16 protein-coding genes are annotated in these 16209 nt (G+C 68.6%); 9 read left to right on the top strand and 7 right to left on the bottom strand.

Annotated features, from left to right (window positions below):
* The first annotated feature begins 23 nt into the window (after nucleotides 1-23).
* Both ABSY19_RS03775 and ABSY19_RS03770 read left to right on the top strand, forming a co-directional pair.
* Nucleotides 24-1145, top strand: a complete 1122-nt coding sequence (locus ABSY19_RS03775; protein WP_382159194.1) for an alpha/beta fold hydrolase — start codon at nucleotides 24-26, stop codon at nucleotides 1143-1145.
* On the top strand, nucleotides 1142-2140 hold the full coding sequence (locus ABSY19_RS03770; protein WP_382159192.1) for an MBL fold metallo-hydrolase: 999 nt from the start codon (nucleotides 1142-1144) through the stop codon (nucleotides 2138-2140). Before ABSY19_RS03775 ends, ABSY19_RS03770 begins: the two co-directional genes overlap by 4 nt.
* Here the strand turns inward: ABSY19_RS03770 and ABSY19_RS03765 are convergent.
* Nucleotides 2117-4174, bottom strand: a complete 2058-nt coding sequence (locus tag ABSY19_RS03765) for a sigma-54-dependent Fis family transcriptional regulator (RefSeq protein ID WP_382159190.1) — start codon at nucleotides 4172-4174, stop codon at nucleotides 2117-2119. The genes ABSY19_RS03770 and ABSY19_RS03765 overlap by 24 nt on opposite strands.
* A gap of 406 nt (nucleotides 4175-4580) precedes the next feature.
* On the opposite strand from ABSY19_RS03765, the gene pedF reads away from it, so the two are divergent.
* The 4 genes from pedF (at nucleotide 4581) to ABSY19_RS03745 (ending at nucleotide 8205) form a co-directional block, all read left to right on the top strand.
* The gene (gene pedF, locus ABSY19_RS03760; RefSeq protein WP_382159188.1) at nucleotides 4581-5063 is read left to right on the top strand and encodes a cytochrome c-550 PedF; all 483 of its coding nucleotides are present in this window, start codon (nucleotides 4581-4583) and stop codon (nucleotides 5061-5063) included.
* Nucleotides 5064-5077: 14 nt separating this feature from the next.
* Nucleotides 5078-5944, top strand: coding sequence for a substrate-binding periplasmic protein (locus ABSY19_RS03755; RefSeq protein WP_382159186.1), 867 nt, complete (start codon nucleotides 5078-5080; stop codon nucleotides 5942-5944).
* A 245-nt stretch (nucleotides 5945-6189) separates the two neighbouring features.
* Nucleotides 6190-7710 (top strand): aldehyde dehydrogenase family protein, encoded by a 1521-nt coding sequence (locus ABSY19_RS03750; protein ID WP_382159185.1) that lies wholly within the window; start codon nucleotides 6190-6192, stop codon nucleotides 7708-7710.
* Between the two features lie 123 nt (nucleotides 7711-7833).
* Complete coding sequence (locus tag ABSY19_RS03745) at nucleotides 7834-8205, top strand: DUF779 domain-containing protein (protein WP_382159183.1); 372 nt, start codon at nucleotides 7834-7836, stop codon at nucleotides 8203-8205.
* A gap of 13 nt (nucleotides 8206-8218) precedes the next feature.
* On the opposite strand, the gene ABSY19_RS03740 is transcribed toward ABSY19_RS03745, so the two are convergent.
* Nucleotides 8219-8515, bottom strand: coding sequence for a hypothetical protein (locus ABSY19_RS03740; RefSeq protein ID WP_382159181.1), 297 nt, complete (start codon nucleotides 8513-8515; stop codon nucleotides 8219-8221).
* Nucleotides 8516-8673: 158 nt separating this feature from the next.
* On the opposite strand from ABSY19_RS03740, the gene ABSY19_RS03735 reads away from it, so the two are divergent.
* The 3 genes from ABSY19_RS03735 (at nucleotide 8674) to ABSY19_RS03725 (ending at nucleotide 11350) form a co-directional block, all read left to right on the top strand.
* A complete protein-coding gene (locus ABSY19_RS03735; protein WP_382159179.1) occupies nucleotides 8674-9492 on the top strand; it encodes a hypothetical protein in 819 nt (272 codons plus the stop codon).
* Between the two features lie 52 nt (nucleotides 9493-9544).
* A complete protein-coding gene (locus ABSY19_RS03730; RefSeq protein WP_382159177.1) occupies nucleotides 9545-10291 on the top strand; it encodes an SDR family NAD(P)-dependent oxidoreductase in 747 nt (248 codons plus the stop codon).
* A gap of 147 nt (nucleotides 10292-10438) precedes the next feature.
* On the top strand, nucleotides 10439-11350 hold the full coding sequence (locus tag ABSY19_RS03725) for a GNAT family N-acetyltransferase (RefSeq protein ID WP_382159175.1): 912 nt from the start codon (nucleotides 10439-10441) through the stop codon (nucleotides 11348-11350).
* Between the two features lie 5 nt (nucleotides 11351-11355).
* Here ABSY19_RS03725 and ABSY19_RS03720 read toward each other — a convergent pair whose 3' ends face one another.
* From ABSY19_RS03720 to ABSY19_RS03700, 5 genes are all read right to left on the bottom strand, one after another.
* Nucleotides 11356-12429, bottom strand: a complete 1074-nt coding sequence (locus ABSY19_RS03720; RefSeq protein ID WP_382159173.1) for a sigma-54-dependent Fis family transcriptional regulator — start codon at nucleotides 12427-12429, stop codon at nucleotides 11356-11358.
* A 122-nt stretch (nucleotides 12430-12551) separates the two neighbouring features.
* Entirely contained in the window at nucleotides 12552-13190 is a 639-nt protein-coding gene (locus ABSY19_RS03715) for an NTP transferase domain-containing protein (RefSeq protein WP_382159171.1), read from the bottom strand.
* The gene (locus ABSY19_RS03710) at nucleotides 13187-14263 is read right to left on the bottom strand and encodes an XdhC family protein (RefSeq protein WP_382159169.1); all 1077 of its coding nucleotides are present in this window, start codon (nucleotides 14261-14263) and stop codon (nucleotides 13187-13189) included. Before ABSY19_RS03710 ends, ABSY19_RS03715 begins: the two co-directional genes overlap by 4 nt.
* A 2-nt stretch (nucleotides 14264-14265) precedes the next feature.
* Nucleotides 14266-14850 carry a CoxG family protein gene (locus ABSY19_RS03705; RefSeq protein ID WP_382159167.1) on the bottom strand — a complete coding sequence of 195 codons (585 nt, stop codon included), beginning with the start codon at nucleotides 14848-14850 and terminating at the stop codon, nucleotides 14266-14268.
* A 46-nt stretch (nucleotides 14851-14896) separates the two neighbouring features.
* Nucleotides 14897-16072, bottom strand: a complete 1176-nt coding sequence (locus ABSY19_RS03700; RefSeq protein WP_382159165.1) for a VWA domain-containing protein — start codon at nucleotides 16070-16072, stop codon at nucleotides 14897-14899.
* Nucleotides 16073-16209 lie beyond the last annotated feature (137 nt).

The raw sequence follows: 16209 nt of genomic DNA, 5'->3' as shown, positions 1-16209 counted from the left end.
GTCGTTCTCCAGAAAGGGTTGGCATGAAACATGTCTGCAAGCCGGATGGCACCATCGCCACACCGGCCGCGACCCTGAACAGCAATATCGATGCCATGCAAAAGCCCCCGAACGCCACCCCCTGGCCAGCACCCCGGCGCCTGCCCGTCGGCGGCCTGCACCGCATGGCCTGGCGCGAGCTCGGCGCGGCGCGCGGCGAGCCCTGGCTGTTGCTGCACGGCGGGCCGGGCGGCGCCTGCCAGCCCGGCATGCTGCGGCCCTTCGACCTGCGCCGCCAGCGCGTGATCGCCCCCGACCAGCGCGGTGCCGGCGCCTCGCGGCCGCGTGGCCGCACGCAGGGCAACCACACCCTCGCGCTGGTGGCCGATCTGGAGCGCTTGCGCGAGCAACTGGGCATTCAACGCTGGTCGGTGCTGGCGGGTTCCTGGGGCACGGTGGTGGCGCTGGCGTATGCGCAGCAACACCCCGCGCGCGTGCAGCGCCTGGTGTTGCGCGGCGCCTTCGCGCTCACGCGCCGCGAGATCGGCGGCCTGCTGTTGCCGTCGGCCAGGCGAGGGCAAACCCTGAGGGCGCCGGCCGCTTTGTGGCCGGTGAGGCCGGGTGACGGTGTGCCGGTGGCGTTGCAACGGCTGAGACAACTGATTCAAAACGGCACACCCGGTGTTGCATCGCTGCGCGCGTGGCGCGGCTGGGGCCTGCGCGAAACCGCCGACGCGGCGCATGGCCTGCGGCGCAGCCTGCGCCACGCGGCGCACACCGGCTCGCCCTGGGCGAACCCGATCCGCCGTGAATGGGCCGGCCTGCAGCGCCAGCAGCGGCGCGCGCTGGCGCGCCTGCCCCAGCCCGGTGTGCGCCGCAGCGACCGCGCGGCCCGGGCCCGGTACCGGGTGCAGGCGCACTACCTGCTGCACCGGGGTTTCATGCGCCCGGGCGGGCTGGACCGCGCGGTGGCGCTGCTCGCGCGCGAGCGCATCCCGGTGGACTGGGTGCATGGGCGATTCGATGCGATCTGCCCACCGGCCAACAGCGCCCGCTGGGCCGCGCAGGGCGGACAGGTGCTGCACACACCGCCGGCCGGTCACCTGGGTGGCGAGCCAGCGATGCTGGCGTGTCTGCGCGCGTGCGTGAGGCGCTCGTTGCCATGAGAGCGTTGGGCGCCTTGCTGTTCGCGCTGTGTGTCTCCGTGAGCGCACAGGGCCGCGACTGCCCGGACGGCGTGCCCTGGCAGACCGTGGCACCGGGCGTGTGGGCCTGGTCGCCGCCGGCGCCGCAGGAGGTGTCACCCGACAACGCCGGCCATGTGGTGCCGACCTCGGTGCTGATCGACGGCGGCGAGGCGTTGTTGGTGGACCCCGGCCCGAGCCATCGGCATGGCGAGCGCGTGCGCGCCTCGCTGGCCTGCCGCTTCGGGGTGCAGGTGCGCTGGATCGTCAACACCCACGCGCACGCCGAGAACGTGCTGGCCAATGGCGCCTGGGCCGACCGCATCGAGACCGGCCGGACCACGGTGCTCGCCACCGAGGGCACGCGCCGGGCGATGGAGCAGCGCTGCCCGGCCTGCCTGCAAAGCCTCATCGAACGTGCCGGCGCGCAGGCCATGGCGGGCACGGCCATCGTGTGGCCCACGCGCGGCCTGATCGAAGGCGAAGTGTTGGCGGTGGGCGCGCAGCGCCTGCGCGTGATGCGCGTGGAGCAGGGCCACACCGACAGCGACCTGGTGCTCTGGCACGCGCAGCAGGGCGTGCTGTGGGCCGGAGGGCTGGTGTACGGCGAGCGCCTGCCCGAACTCGCGCAGGGTCGGGTGGACGCCTGGCTCGACGCGCTGGACCGCCTGCAGGCGCTGCGGCCGCGCCATGTGATCGGCGCGGTGGTGTCCAGCGCGCAGGGCGATTCAGTGCCCGCGGCTCTTTCGGGCACACGCGGCTACCTGCAGGCCTTGCGCGATCAGGTGCTGAGCGCCATGGACCAGGGGCGCCACGCCGGCGAGAGCGCCGCCGTGGGGATGCCCGAATGGAGCGGCTGGGCTGGCCACGCGCAGCGCCAGGACTTCAACGTGCAGCGCGCCTGGCGCGAGCTGGAGCCGTTGTGGATGCAGCACGCGCCGCCGCTGCCGGGCTCAGCCGAGCAGGTCGGGCGGTAGCTGGTCCTTCTTGCGGTAGATGGTGTTGCGCGACACGCCCAGGGCCTTGGCTGCCGCCGACACATTGCCCTTGTGCAGGCGCAGCATCTGCGCCATGGCGCTGAGGGTCACGTCCTGCAGGCGCTGGCCGTCGCCCGGCGCCACCTCGGTCAGCGGCGAGGGCGGCGGCAGCGGCGCACTGCCGGCGGCGGCCGTGCCGAAGGCCTCGGGCAGGGCGGCTTCGGTCGCATCACCGGCCTGGGCGTGTTCCAGCTCGTCGAGGAAGTCGTCGGGCAGGTGCGCCACGTCGATCACCCCGTCGCTGCCCACCATCACGACGGCGGTGCGCAGCAGGTTGTGCAACTGGCGGAAGTTGCCCGGCCACTGGTAGCGCTTGAACAGCGCCATGACGTTGGGCGCGATGCCGATCTGCTGGTCCTGCTCGCACAGCGCCTTGAGGATCTTGTGGACCACCAGCTCGAAGTCGGTGCGCTCGCGCAGCGCCGGCAGGCGCACCACCAGGCCGTTGAGGCGGTAGTAGAGGTCTTCGCGGAAATCGCCGCGCGCGATCATGTCCTTGAGGTTCTTGTGCGTGGCGCTGATCACCGTCACGTCCACCTCCACCTCCTTGCCCGCGCCCAGCGGGCTGACCTTGCGGTCCTGCAGCACGCGCAGCAGGCGGGCCTGCAGGTGCTTGGGCATGTCACCGATCTCGTCGAGGAACAGCGTGCCGCCGTGGGCCTGGAGGATCTTGCCGATGGAGCCCTTCTTGCGCGCACCGGTGAAGGCGCCTTCTTCGTAGCCGAACAGCTCGGACTCGATCAGCGTGTCGGGGATCGAGGCGCAGTTCACCGACACGAAGGGGTGGGCCGAGCGCGTGGAATCGCCATGGATCGCCTGGGCCAGCAGGTCCTTGCCGGTGCCGGTTTCGCCGAGGATCATCACCGGGATGTCGCGCCCCGAGACCCGGCGCAGCTTGTGGATGACCGTCGACACCTGCGGGTCGCCCGTGTCGAGGTACTGCAACGAGGAAAACTGCATCTTGCGGCCGGCAGGCTTGACCGCTTCGGCTGTGGCCGCTGCTGGCGTGCCACCGGCCTCGGGCGCGGTGCCGGTCGGTTTGCCGCCCGACCAGGGGTTGGCGGCCTTGATCTTCACGCGGCACCACACCGACACGCCGTTGTGCATGCACAGCTGCTTGGGCGTGGGCATGGAGCCGCTGAACAGCTCGAACAGGGCCGAGATCGGCAGACCGAAGAGCGAGGAGAAGGTGTGCGCTTTCAGTGCGCTGAACGGCAGCCCGATCTGGAACTGCGCGCTGCGGTTGGCCGAGAGGAAACGCCCCTCGGGCGAAAACACCGCGATGCCTTCCACCAGCGTGCCCAGGAACTCGGAGCGGGTGTGGAAGTGGATGCGGATCGCCTTGGGGAAGATGTCCGCGAACATGTGGTTCTCGATCATCTGCGCCGACATGCGCACCAGCGCCAGCGTGTGCTGGTGGTAGCTGCGGTGGTCGCCTGTCACATCCAGCGCGCCGATGACCTGCCCGTAGGGGTCGAAGATCGGCGAGCAGGAGCAGGTGAGGAACTTGTTGGCGTCCATGTAGTGCTGGCTGCCGTGCACGGTGAGCGCTTCTTCCTCGCTGAGCGCGGTGCCGATCGCGTTCGTGCCCTTGTTCTTTTCGGACCAGTCCATGCCGGGCGTGAGCGCGACCTGCGAGGCTTTTTCCAGGAAGTCGGTGTCACCCAGCGAGTGCAGCACCAGGCCCTTGGCGGAGGTGAGCAGCACCATGCTGTGGGTGTTCACGATCTGGTCGTACAGCGTCTCCATGACCGGGGCGGCGTGCTGGAACAGGAATCGGTTCTCTTCCCGCGCATCGTTGAGCAGACCCACGCCGGGGCTGGAGAAATCGGGCGCGTCCGTGGAGTCGATGCCATAGGCCTGCGACCGGCGGTGAGCCTGGCCGATGGGGTCGGGTGGTGCGTTGCCGTCCGGGCCGGGGGGCGCGGGCGCATCGTGTCTTCCGCCGGGAGGCGTGAAGAGGGCAGCACTCATGTTGTCTCCTGGATCCGGGGGAAATCCCCCCCAGTAGTCGGGCACCCATCGTGGCGGGTGCTCCGGGTCGTCAGACGGGCTGTCGTCTTGGTCGCGCGGGTTCATGCAATTCTCTTCATAACTGTCCCTGTGAGCAACACTGGTTAATCCCGAGATGCAACAGCTTGTCCCGGGTGTCTCGCCACCCGGTTAGCAAGGAGCCCGCCAGCGCGCGTGCCAGGGGTGGCGCGCAAAGTTGACACACAGGACGCCGTCGGGCGCGGCGGCCTGTGACATCCGGTGCGACCGCAGGCGACCCAGTGATTCAAATTGGCACACCTTGCATGGGCCTGACCCGCGCTGCGGGCCATGGCCTGCAACTTGCTGACCCGGTCGGAAAAGACCCCTTCTGAACCGGAGACAACCCATGAAGATTTCGCGTTTTTCTCTTCCGCTGCGCGGCCTGCTCGCGCTGGCTGTCACCTGCGGCGTGGCCGCCGTGATGGCGCATGGCGATGTGACACCGCAGGCGGTGGACACCAGCACCCTGCCGCAGCTCGGCACCAAGTGGCTCGATGCCAACCCCTACAGCAGCGGGCCCGCGAACAAGGAGGCGCTGCGCATCGGCACCTCGGCCTACAACCAGAACTGCGCGCGCTGCCACGGCCTGGAGGCGATCTCCGGCGGCATCTCGCCCGACCTGCGCAAGTTCGACGGCGAATGCTCGGGTTACGCCGACGCGGCGAAGAAGGCCGCGTGCTTCAAGGAGATGGACGACTACTACATGGCCACCGTGCGCCGGGGCCGCGTGCGCGACGGGCGCGTGTACATGCCGCCGTTCGAGGGCACGCTCTCGCAGGAGGCGATCTGGTCCATCAAGACCTACCTCGAAACCCGCCGCGAGCCCTGAAGCGGGAGGCGCGCATGAACACCCTCCGCCATCCCGATCGCCGCCAGGTGCTGGCTGCGCTGCTGGCCGCCGGCGTGCCACTCGCGCACGCGCAGGCCGACCTGAGTGACCTCGAACGCATCCGCGCCAACGGTGCGCTCAAGGTCGCGGTCTACAAGGACAACGCGCCGTTCTCCGACGGCCCGGCCAACGACCTCCACGGCCTGGACGTGTCGATCGCCGCCGCGCTGGCGCGCCAGCTCCAGCTGAGGCTGGCGCTGCTGCCGTTCGACGCGGGCGAGAACATGAACGACGACCTGCGCAACATGGTCTGGCGCGGCCACTACCTGGGCTACGGCCCGGCCGACGTGATGCTGCAGGTGCCGGTGGACCGCTACCTGATGCAGAAGAACCGCCAGGTGATGATTCTCGCGCCCTACATGCGCCAGCAGCTGGTGCTGGCGCACGACACGCGCCGCATCGCCGAGGTGGCCACGCCGGAAGACCTCAAGGGCCTGCCGCTGGCCGCCGAGCGCGGGGCCGGCGCGGCCAGCGCGCTCATGGGCCACGGCGGCGGCCTGCTGCGCGCGCAGGTGGGCATCCACCACAGTGGCGAGCAGGCGGTGCAGGCGGTGGTCGAGGGCAAGGCCGCCGCGGCCTACGTGACGCGCGCGCAGGCCGAGTCGGTGCTCTCAAACACCGATCCGAAGCCGACCCATATCCGCCTGAGCGCGCTCGCGCTCGGTGGTGTGCCCGGGAACGGCTGGCCCGTGGGCATGGCGATCAAGGCCGAAAACAAGGACCTCGGCCTGGCGCTGGAAGGGGCCATGAAATCGATGCGCGACAGCGGCGAGCTGCTGGCCATCTTCCAGAAGCATGGGCTGACACTCACCGCGCCCTGACCGCTTCCTGCGTCATGAAAGCCACTGGTTGCGCGCGCAACCAGTGGCATTTTTCATGGCGCTGGCGTGTGTGTCGCTTTGAGACAGCCGGTTCGCGTGTGCGCGGTTCCGGGACAGTGCGAACCCCGCATGTGTGCTTTCGTGCAGCGCTTCACCGGGCCCAAGCCCATGGCATGGAACTTGAAGAGAGCAGAGGGCCTGAAGACACAGGCCTTGCCATCAACGTCCATCCTGAGGAAGACAACATGCTTTACGCAGCCCCCGGCGCCGCTGGCGCCAAGATCGCCTACAAGACCCAGTACGACAACTTCATCGGCGGTCGCTGGCTCGCACCGGTCAAAGGCCAGTACTTCGATGTGATCACGCCCGTCTCGGGCAAGGTGTACACGCGCGCCGCGCGCTCCACCGCCGAGGACATCGAACTCGCGCTGGACGCCGCGCACGCCGCGGCCGATGCCTGGGGCAAGACCTCGGCGGCCGAGCGCGCCAACGTGCTGCTCAAGATCGCCGACCGCATCGAGCAGAACCTGGAGCTGCTGGCCTACGCCGAGACGGTGGACAACGGCAAGGCGATCCGCGAGACGCTCAACGCCGACCTCCCGCTCACGGTGGACCACTTCCGCTACTTCGCGGGTTGCGTGCGCGCGCAGGAAGGCGCGCTGAGCAACATCGACGAGAACACCGTGGCGTACCACATCCAGGAACCGCTGGGCGTGATCGGCCAGATCATTCCCTGGAACTTCCCCATCCTCATGGCGGCCTGGAAGCTCGCGCCCGCGCTGGGCGCCGGCAACGCCGTGGTGCTCAAGCCCGCCGAGTCCACGCCCATCAGCATCCTGATCCTGGCCGAACTCATCGCCGACCTGCTGCCGCCGGGCGTGCTCAACATCGTCAACGGCTACGGCCGCGAAGCCGGCATGCCGCTGGCCACCAGCAAGCGCATCGCCAAGATCGCCTTCACCGGCTCCACCACCACCGGGCGCGTGATCGCGCAGGCGGCGGCGAACAACCTGATTCCCGCCACGCTGGAACTCGGCGGCAAGTCGCCCAACGTGTTCTTCGCCGACATCATGGACAAGGACGACGCGTTTCTGGACAAGGCGATCGAAGGTCTGGTGCTGTTCGCCTTCAACCAGGGCGAGGTCTGCACCTGCCCCAGCCGCGCGCTGATTCAGGAAAGCATCTACGACAAGTTCATGGAGCGCGTGCTCAAGCGCGTGGCCGCGATCCAGCACGCCAACCCGCTGGACACCGACAGCATGATGGGCGCGCAGGCCAGCAAGGAACAGTTGACCAAGATCCTCTCGTACCTCGACCTGGGCAAGCAGGAAGGTGCCGAGGTGCTGGCCGGCGGCGGGCAGGCGAACCTGGGCGGCGATCTCGAAGGCGGCTACTACGTGCAGCCCACGCTGTTCAAGGGCCACAACAAGATGCGCATCTTCCAGGAAGAGATCTTCGGCCCCGTGCTGGCCGTGACCACCTTCAAGGACGAGGCTGAAGCCCTGGCGATCGCCAACGACACGCTGTACGGCCTGGGGGCCGGTGTGTGGAGCCGCAACGGCAACGTGGCCTACCGCATGGGCCGCGCCATCAAGGCCGGCCGCGTGTGGACCAACTGCTACCACGCCTACCCCGCGCACGCGGCCTTCGGCGGCTACAAGGAATCGGGCATCGGGCGCGAGACGCACAAGATGATGCTGGACCACTACCAGCAGACGAAAAACCTGCTGGTGAGCTATTCCGAAAACAAACTGGGGTTCTTTTAATCCCCCCGCGCCGCGCCCGCGGCGCGTCACCCCCCAGGGGGCAACGCGTGCGGACCGGCCAAGCCGGATCCGCCGCGTTCTGGCTGGGGCACTTCGCTCCGGAAAGACCTCAGGAGATCTCTCATGGTTGAAAGAGTCATCGCCACACCGGCCGCCGTGGAATTGATCGAACGGCTCAAGGCGCAGCATGGCCCCGGCCTCATGTTCCACCAGAGCGGCGGCTGCTGCGACAACAGCGCGGCCAACTGCTACCTGCTGGGCGAGATCACCACCGGCGCGGGTGACGTGTACCTGGGCGACATCGGTGGCTGCCCGTTCTACATCGGCAAGGCGCAGTATGAGTACTGGCGGCACACGCAACTCATCATCGACGTGATCGACGGCCACGGCGGCACCTTCTCGCTCGAAGGCCCGCAAGGCAAGGCCTTCCACACTCGATCCCGGGTGTTCACGGCGCAGGAGATGGCCGAGCTGGACGCGCAGGCCTTGCCCTGAACCGCCGCGAAGGCTAGGACAACCAGTCTTCCGCGTCAGGCCGACGCGGGTCGTGGCTCGGCGGTGGAGGAGGCGGCGGCGCTTCGCTGGCGGCGAGTTGCTCCAGCACGATGGCGCTTTCCTTCATCACCTCTTCGAACAGCAGGCGCACCCTCAGCCGCGCCGCTTTCAATGCGGCGAGCTGCTGGGTGACCCTTTCGCGGTCGGATGGAGAGAGATCGACGGACAGGGCCCGGAACGTTCGCTCGATGTCGGCCAGCTCGGCCTCGGCCTTTTTCCACGCATGGAACTTGGGGGAGGGAATATCCATGCCCCAGCATGCGAGTGAGGCGCGTTGGAGCGGGTAGGAGAACGCCCCATGTCGGCGAAGGAGATGGCCGAACCCCTCAACGATCGCTTTTGTCCTACAGCGCCGGCGCGATGGATTGCCTACGATGTGAGTTTGTGAAAGATGGAGGTGAGCGCGGCATGTCGTTGATCCTCAGCAGCAGGGTGCCGGGCATTGCCGGTGCCGATGCCCAGGTGCTTCGGTGGTGGCGGGCGATGTGCGCGCTGGCGGCGGTGAACGTCGGCCTGTGGCTGGCCGTGTGGCACTTCGCGCCTGTGGCCGGTTTTCACGGGGGGCTGCAGCTCACGCTGTCCGGCGTCTACGTGCTGGTGTGCGCCTACCGCTCGGTGTTCCCACGGGTGGACCTCGAACGGCTGGTGGTGGTGGACACGCGCCTGTCCAACATATTCCTGGGCCGCGCGGCGGCCACGGTGGCCGAGATCTGTTTCGCGATCCAGCTCGGGCTGCTGATCCATCAGCTGGGCGTGCACGCGGGCCTGCCGTGGGTGCAAAGCGCCGCCTGGGTGGTCCCGGTCTTCATGGTGGTGGCACAAGGCTTCTGCTGGCACAGCGTGCTCACGCTCAACCACATCACCCAGGCCGTCGAGTCCCTGCTCTGGGCGGCCGGCTTTTCCTGGATGGCGGTCCTGCTGGGCGTCACCGCCCTCTACAGCACAGGCTGGGTTCACGCGCTGGCGATCTTCGGGATTCTTGGTTGCGTGGCTTTCGTTGTGTACGTGTTGAGCGTGGATGCGCCGATGTACTGGCGCCGGTACCGCCTCGGGCGAGCGAGCGGGCAAACCTACCTGTGCGTGGAGCAGGGCGCGCGCGATGCCTGGCAGCGCCGGGTGTGCAGCGGCAGCTGGACGGCCTGGAAAGCGGATGCGCTCTGGCTCACGCCTTACTTCAGCTTCGGGGTCTGGTTGAGCATCGCCATGGTGTGGGTGCCCGGGCGCTGAGGGGCAGCGGGGTCGGTAAAGTACCTGTCTTTCCATTCCGCTCGACATCTCTATGCGCCAGCCACCGCGTGTTGCTCTTGTGACAGGGTCTACTTCAGGTATTGGAGCCGCGATCGCGCGCCGCCTGTCCAGGGATGGCCATGCCGTCGTTCTGCATTCACGCAGCTCGGTGGATGCCGGCATGGCCATGGCGCGTGAGCTGGGTCTGGCGGCTTATGTGCAAGCCGACCTCGCTGACGATGCAGACCGGGTACGGCTGGTGCAGGAAGCGGTCGCGCAATGGGGGCGCTTGGACGTCGTGGTGAACAACGCGGGCATCAGCCGCGTCGTGCCGCATGCCGACCTGGCGGCTGCCACGCCGGATGTATGGCGCGAGTTGCATGAGGTCAATGTCATCGCGCCGTTTCGCATCGTTGCAGAAGCGCAGGCCGCCCTGCGGGCGTCTGCTGCGGCCGCTGGCATGCCGGCTTGCGTGATCAATGTGAGTTCGCATGCCGGTGTTCGCCCGAAAGGGGCTTCGATCCCCTATGCCGCGACGAAAGCGGCGCTGAACCACGTCACGCGCTTGCTGGCCGTCTCGCTGGCTCCCGACATCCGTGTGAATGCCGTCGCCCCTGGGCTTGTGGATACGCCGTTGACCGCTGACTGGACGCAGGCTCAGCAGTTGTGGCGAGAGCGCGCGCCGATGCGGCGGGCGGCGAGCCCTGAAGACATTGCACAAGCGGTGTCCATGCTCATTGAATCCCACTATTTGACGGGCGAAATTCTGCTTTCTGATGGTGGGTTGAATCTCACGTAGCGCTGAGAAGCCACATTGAGCGGCGGGTGTGAGGACCGTTTCAAGCCTCTTTCACGACCGCCCTACTACAATTGGGCGATCCCTTGAAAGAACCGTCATGGCTGAGGCCATGAAGGGCTTTCATCCTTGCAACCAAATGTGGTGAAGATGAACAAGCCTTTCATTTCCCTGTGCCCTGAGATCACTCGGGCCAACGCGCTGACTCTGATGGACTGGTTGGAGGACGAGTGCGTCACCCGCCACCTGAGCGATTCGCGACATGTCTCCCGGTTCATCGAGCAGGTCATTGGCCGGGTCCAGTTGCCGATCCTGACCCATCTGTTCAACCAGGGCGGCCGGTTCTTCATGGCCTACGACCGGCATGACGTTCCGGTGGGGTTCGTCCGCCTTGTCAAGACGGGCCGGGACTGCGAGATGGTCCTGGTCATCGGCAACCGCGACAACTGGGGCCGCAAGCTCGGCGCCAGCGCGATCGGCGAAGCCATGAAGCTGGCCTTCTTCGACATGCGGGCCGAGAAGCTCATCGCCAAGATTCACGCCGACAACGCGCGTTCGTTGAAGGCCTTCCAGAACTGCGGCTTCCTGCTCGAAAGCCAGACGCCGGCCCTGAAGTCCCTTGCCATGACTTCGGAGAGCTATCTCCGGCGCTTGCGCGAAAACCCTGCAGGTCACCGTGCCGATATCTACATCACCGAGATCGACAAAGCCCGGCTCAGGAGCCTGGTCGAGTGCGAGCCGCCACCGGCTGTTTTTGAACTGGAGCACGAGATCGAGCGGGCCATCGTCGTCGATCCGCGGCGGGTGGCGCGGGATGTTGTCACGATGAACTCCAGGGCCTTGCTGCAGCTGGACGATGAGGAAGTGGAAGTGGCCCTGGTCTATCCGCAGGACGCGGACGGCAGTGACGGAAAGCTGTCGGTGTGTTCCAGCATCGGGACGGCCATCCTGGGCTACAAGGAGGGCGATACCTTCGACTGGCGGATTCCGGACCGCACCTGCCATATCCGGATCGGGAAAGTGCTTTACCAGCCGGAAGCTGCGGGCGATTTCCACTTATAGGGGCCTCAGCCCTTGCGGCCGAGCTTGCGATACACGGTGGCGCGGCTGATGCCCAGCGCTCGGGCCGCTTCCTTCACGTTGCCGCGCGCATCGTCCACCGCCTTGCGGATCATGGCGGTCTCCACGTCCTTGAGCGGCAGGCCGTGGCTGGCGCCGCGTTCGCCACCGGGGTTGAGCTGGGCCAGCACGCTCAGGCGCAGGCCCGACCACAGCGGCACTTCCAGTGGGCCGCGCTGGTGGCGGGCGGCGTCGAACAGGGTTTCCACCGGCACGGCGAAGAGTTCGCTGCAGTGGCCGGGCGCCATGCCGGCGGCCATGCCCAGCATGTCGGCCGCCGGGCGGTTGATCGCCGTGATCTGCCCGTCGGCGTCCACGCAGACGAGGCCGTCGCTGGCGTCGCCCGGCATGCGGCCGGGCCAGCTCAGGCACAGCAGCAGGCGGTGCGGCTGGCTCAGGGTGAGGGCATTCTCGATGCTGCGCGCCGATTGCGTGACGAGGTGCTTGAGCGCGGGCTGTTCGATCACGTTCACGCCGGTGAGGTCCAGCATGCCCACGCACTGGCCGTTGGGCCCCCAGATGGGCGCACCGGCGCAGCTGTAGACGCTGGTGTCGTCGAAGAAGTGTTCGCCCCGGTGCAGCCAGACCGGCTGCAGGTCGGCCAGGGTGGTGCCGATGGCGGTGGTGCCCACGGCGCGTTCGGACAGATCCACGCCGATGCGCGCGATGTTGGCGGCGTGCGGGTCGTGGCGGTCCACCGGGCCGTTGACGTCGATCACCAGGCCGCGCGCGTCGGTGAGGATGGCGAAGTAGCGCGTGTGCGCCATGGCGCGCGAGAGCGACTGGATCACCGGTGCGGCCGCGCGCAGCAGCGGCTGGTTGGCTTCGATGGCGCGCTGCGCAGCACCGCTGGTGACGGTGTCGAAAGTGATGTGCTGGCGCGGTTCGAGCCCGAGGTCCAGGCAGCGCCGCCAGGAGCGTTCGACCCAGGGCGCCAGCAGGGGCGGGCTGAGCGGGGCGCGCGATTCGAGCACCGCCTTGCGCGCCTGCTCGATCAGGGCCAGGCGCTGCAGCTGGGGCATCGAAGGCTGGGGCTGTAGGGTCACGATCGGCAGGGGGTTGGCTGGGCCGAGGCCGGGCTGCGGACAGGTCTTTGCCATTAGAGCAGCGTTTGGCCGCCCGTGCACCCCCCGCCCGGATCGGGTTAACCCGGCCAGCGCCAGGTCCAGCGGTTTTCTCGCACCAGCGCTTCCAGGTCGGCCGGCGTGTCGAGGTCGCGCGTGTAGTGCGGGTTGTCCACCGCCCACAGGCGCACCGCCTCGGGGTGGGCCGCGCGCCACTGGCGCAGGCTGGGTTGCAGGGGCTCGGTCAGCGCGCTGCGCACGCGGGTGTCGAAGATCACCGGGTGGCCGGGCTGGCCGTGCACCATGGGCACCTGCACGTGGATGCCGGGGCCGCGCGCGGTGAAGGCGTCCAGCGCCAGCTGCACGTCGGCGCGGTCGATCAGCGGCTGGTCGGCCAGCAGCACCACGACCTGTTTCACGTCGTGCGCCAGCGCGCGCAGGCCGGCGCGCAGCGACGAGGCGGTGTCGTCTTCGGGCCGGGGGTTGATGACGCACAGCGGCGCCAGCTCGTCGGGCAGCCGGGCCACGTGGGCCTGGATGTCGTGCGCGTGGTGGCCCAGCACCAGCACCAGGTCGTGCCGGGCCGGGCCGCGCAGCGGCTGCAGGTGGGTGAGCAGCCGCTCCAGCAGGGTGCGGCCTTCCAGCTCCAGCAGGCACTTGGCCACACCGCCCATGCGGCGGCCCGCGCCGGCGGCGAGGATGACGAAGCCGGTCTTCACGGTGAAACGAAGCAGGTGGGGGCGGAGGCTTCGGCGGCCGAGAGCGTGTTCTTGGCGTTCGCCACTTCCATGTCGCGCGGCAGCGGCACGCCGTTCTTCACGGCCAGCACCTCGGCCATCACGCTCACCGCGATCTCGGCCGGCGTCTTGCTGCCGATGTAGATACCGATCGGCCCGCGCAGGCGGGCCAGGCTTTCTTCGGTCTGGTCGAAGTGCTCGATCATGCGGGCGTGGCGCGCCTCGTTGTTGCGGCGCGAGCCGATCGCGCCCACGTAGAAGGCCTCGGTCTCCAGCGCTTCGAGCAGCGCCAGGTCGTCCAGCTTGGGGTCGTGCGTGAGGGCGATCACGCAGCTGCGCCGGTCCACGCGGAACTCGCGCACCACGTCGTCGGGCATCTCGGTGACGACGGTCACGCCGGGCACGGCCCAGGCGCTGCGGTATTCCTCGCGCGGGTCGCACACGGTGACCGCGAAGCCGTTGAACAGCGCCATGGTGGCGAGGTACTCGGTGAGCTGGCCGGCGCCGATCAGCAGCATGCGGTACTCGGGGCCGAAGGTGTTGCTCAGCCAGCCGTTCTCGTCGGCCAGCGCCGCGGGTGTGGCGGCCGCGCGCAGTTCCACGCGGCCGGTGGCCAGCTCGGTGCGGCGCTCGACCAGGTGGCCGGCGGTGAGCGTGCCCACCAGCTCGGCCAGGGAGCCGGCGTCGGGGTTGAATTCGAGCACCAGCTCCAGCGTGCCGCCGCAGGGCAGACCGAAGCGGTGGGCCTCGTCGGCGCTCACGCCGTACTTCACGCGCTCGGGCGGCCCGGTGGGGATCTCGTGCGTGATGCCTGGCGGGGCCGTGCTGCCCTGCACCGCGCCATGGGCACGGCTGTAGCGGTAGATCAGGTCGTCCTCGATGCAGCCGCCCGAGACCGAGCCGACCACGGCGCCGGTTTCGCACAGCGCCATGACCGAGCCCACCGGGCGCGGCGACGAACCCCAGGTGCGCACGACGGTGGCCAGCAGGGCGCGCCGGCCTTCGGCGCGCCAGGCCTGCAGCGAGCGCAGGACGGTGACATCCAGATTTTCCAAAGTTATCCCTTCGTGGCCAGGTAGATCACCGCCGCCACGACGACGGCGATGGCGGCCCAGGCCCAGGTCGGCATGCCGCCGCCGGCCTTGGGCATGGGTTGGAGCGCGGTGCCCGCCGATGCGGGGGCAGCAGCGGCGCTCGGGTAGCGGGCCTGCAAGGCCTCATCGAAGCGGCGGAAGAAGTCTTCCGCCAGCGACTTGGCCGCGCCGTCGATCAGGCGCTGGCCGAGCTGTGCGATTTTGCCACCCACGGTGGAGTGCACGGTGTAGCTGAGTTCGCAGCCGGTGGCGGCGGGCGCGAGCTGCACGGCGGCCTCGCCCTTGCCGAAACCGGCCACGCCGCCCTGGGCGTCGAAGCCGATCTTGTACGAGCTGGGCGGGACGATGTCCGAGAGCGTCACGCGCCCGCTGAAGCGCGCGGCCACCGGGCCGATCTTGATGGCGGTGGTCACGGCGTAGATGTTGGGTTCGGTGAGCTCGAATTTTTCGCAGCCCGGGATGCAGGCCTTGAGCATCTCGGGGTCGTTGAGGGCCTCCCAGGCCTGTTGCTGGGTCACGGCGAGCGGCCGGCTTCCTTGCATGTCCACGTTGGTTTCTCCTGTCTGGTCGGGATGATGAATGAAACAGATGACATCAGTAGCGCTGCATCAGCGCGGCCATGGACCGGGCGAGGTCTTCGAGGCGGCTGAGGTTGTGCACGGCCAGCATGCCGTGGGCGTGGCGGTGCAGCACGCTGGCGCCGGTGGCCAGGGGGGCGTAGCCGTCGTAGCGCAGCAGGGGGTTGAGCCAGAGCAGGCGGCGGCTGTGGCGGCCCAGCCAGGTGAGTTCCTGGTCGAGCAGTTCGGGCGCGCCGGTGTCCAGGCCGTCGGTGATGAGCAGCACGACGGTGCGCCGGCCCACGAGGCAGCGGGGGTATTGGGTGCGCAGGCTGGCGAGCGAGGCGCCCAGGCGGGTGCCGCCGGCGAAGTCGTCGATGGCGGCGTTGGCCATCTCCAGCATCTGGTCGGTGTCGCGGTGGCGGAAGGCGGCGCGCAGGTCGGTGAGTTCGGTGCCGAAGGCGAAGGCGGCGCGCGGGGTGCCGCGCGTGGCCTGGTGCAGGAAGGCGAGCAGCAGGCGCGCGTAGCGTTCCATGGAGCCGGAGATGTCGACCAGGATGAGCAGCGGCAGGGGCTGGGGCCGGCGGTTCATGAGGGGCAGTTGCAGCAGTTCGCCGTCGTGTCGGCGGGCCTGTTGCAGGGCGCGTGGCCAGTTGGGGCGGTGGCCGCGGGTGCCGGCGCGTTCGCGGCGCGAGCGCACGGGTGGCAGGGGCAGGGGGATGTCGCGCACGAGTTGTTCGACGAGGCGGAATTCGCTGGCGGAGAGGCCGGCGAAGTCGGCATGGCGCAGGCGCTGTTGGTCGCTGGCGGTCATGGCGGCGTCGAATTTGAGTTCGGTTTCGCCTTGGTTGGGGGTGCGGGCTTTGAGGCCGGCGACGCTGAGGGCTTCCTGCACGCGGGCTTTGCGCCGGACCGGGTGGGCTTTGGCGGCTTTGGGAAGCATCTGGGCGAGGAGTTGTTGGGCGAGTTCGGGGTTGCGGAAGAAGGCGTCGAACATTTCGTTGAAGACGCCGATGTCTTGTTGGCGGCTGACCATCACGGCTTGGAGGGCGGCGCGCAGGTCGTCTCTGCGTTCGACGCCCACGGCTTGTGCGGCGGTGATGGCGAGCACGGCGCGGCTGCTGTCGACCGGCACACCGGCTCGGCGCAGGGCCCTGCCGAAGGCGGTGATGTGGTCGGGGAGTTTCCCGCTTCTCGCGTCGCCCAGGATCACGGCTGTCCTTGTTTTTTTATGCCTTGCACCTCGCGCTGACGGCTGGCGTGGTCCGCGTTCTCCGGCGCTGCTCGCGGGCGACTGCCCGGGTCCGCCACCGTCCCTTCGTCAACACCACCTCCGCATTCAACCTCTGT

Source organism: Hydrogenophaga sp. ANAO-22 (assembly GCF_042466645.1).
Lineage (GTDB): Bacteria > Pseudomonadota > Gammaproteobacteria > Burkholderiales > Burkholderiaceae_C > Hydrogenophaga.
The sequence above is the reverse complement of the archived record's forward strand: the minus strand, read 5'-3'. Positions and strand labels throughout refer to the sequence as shown.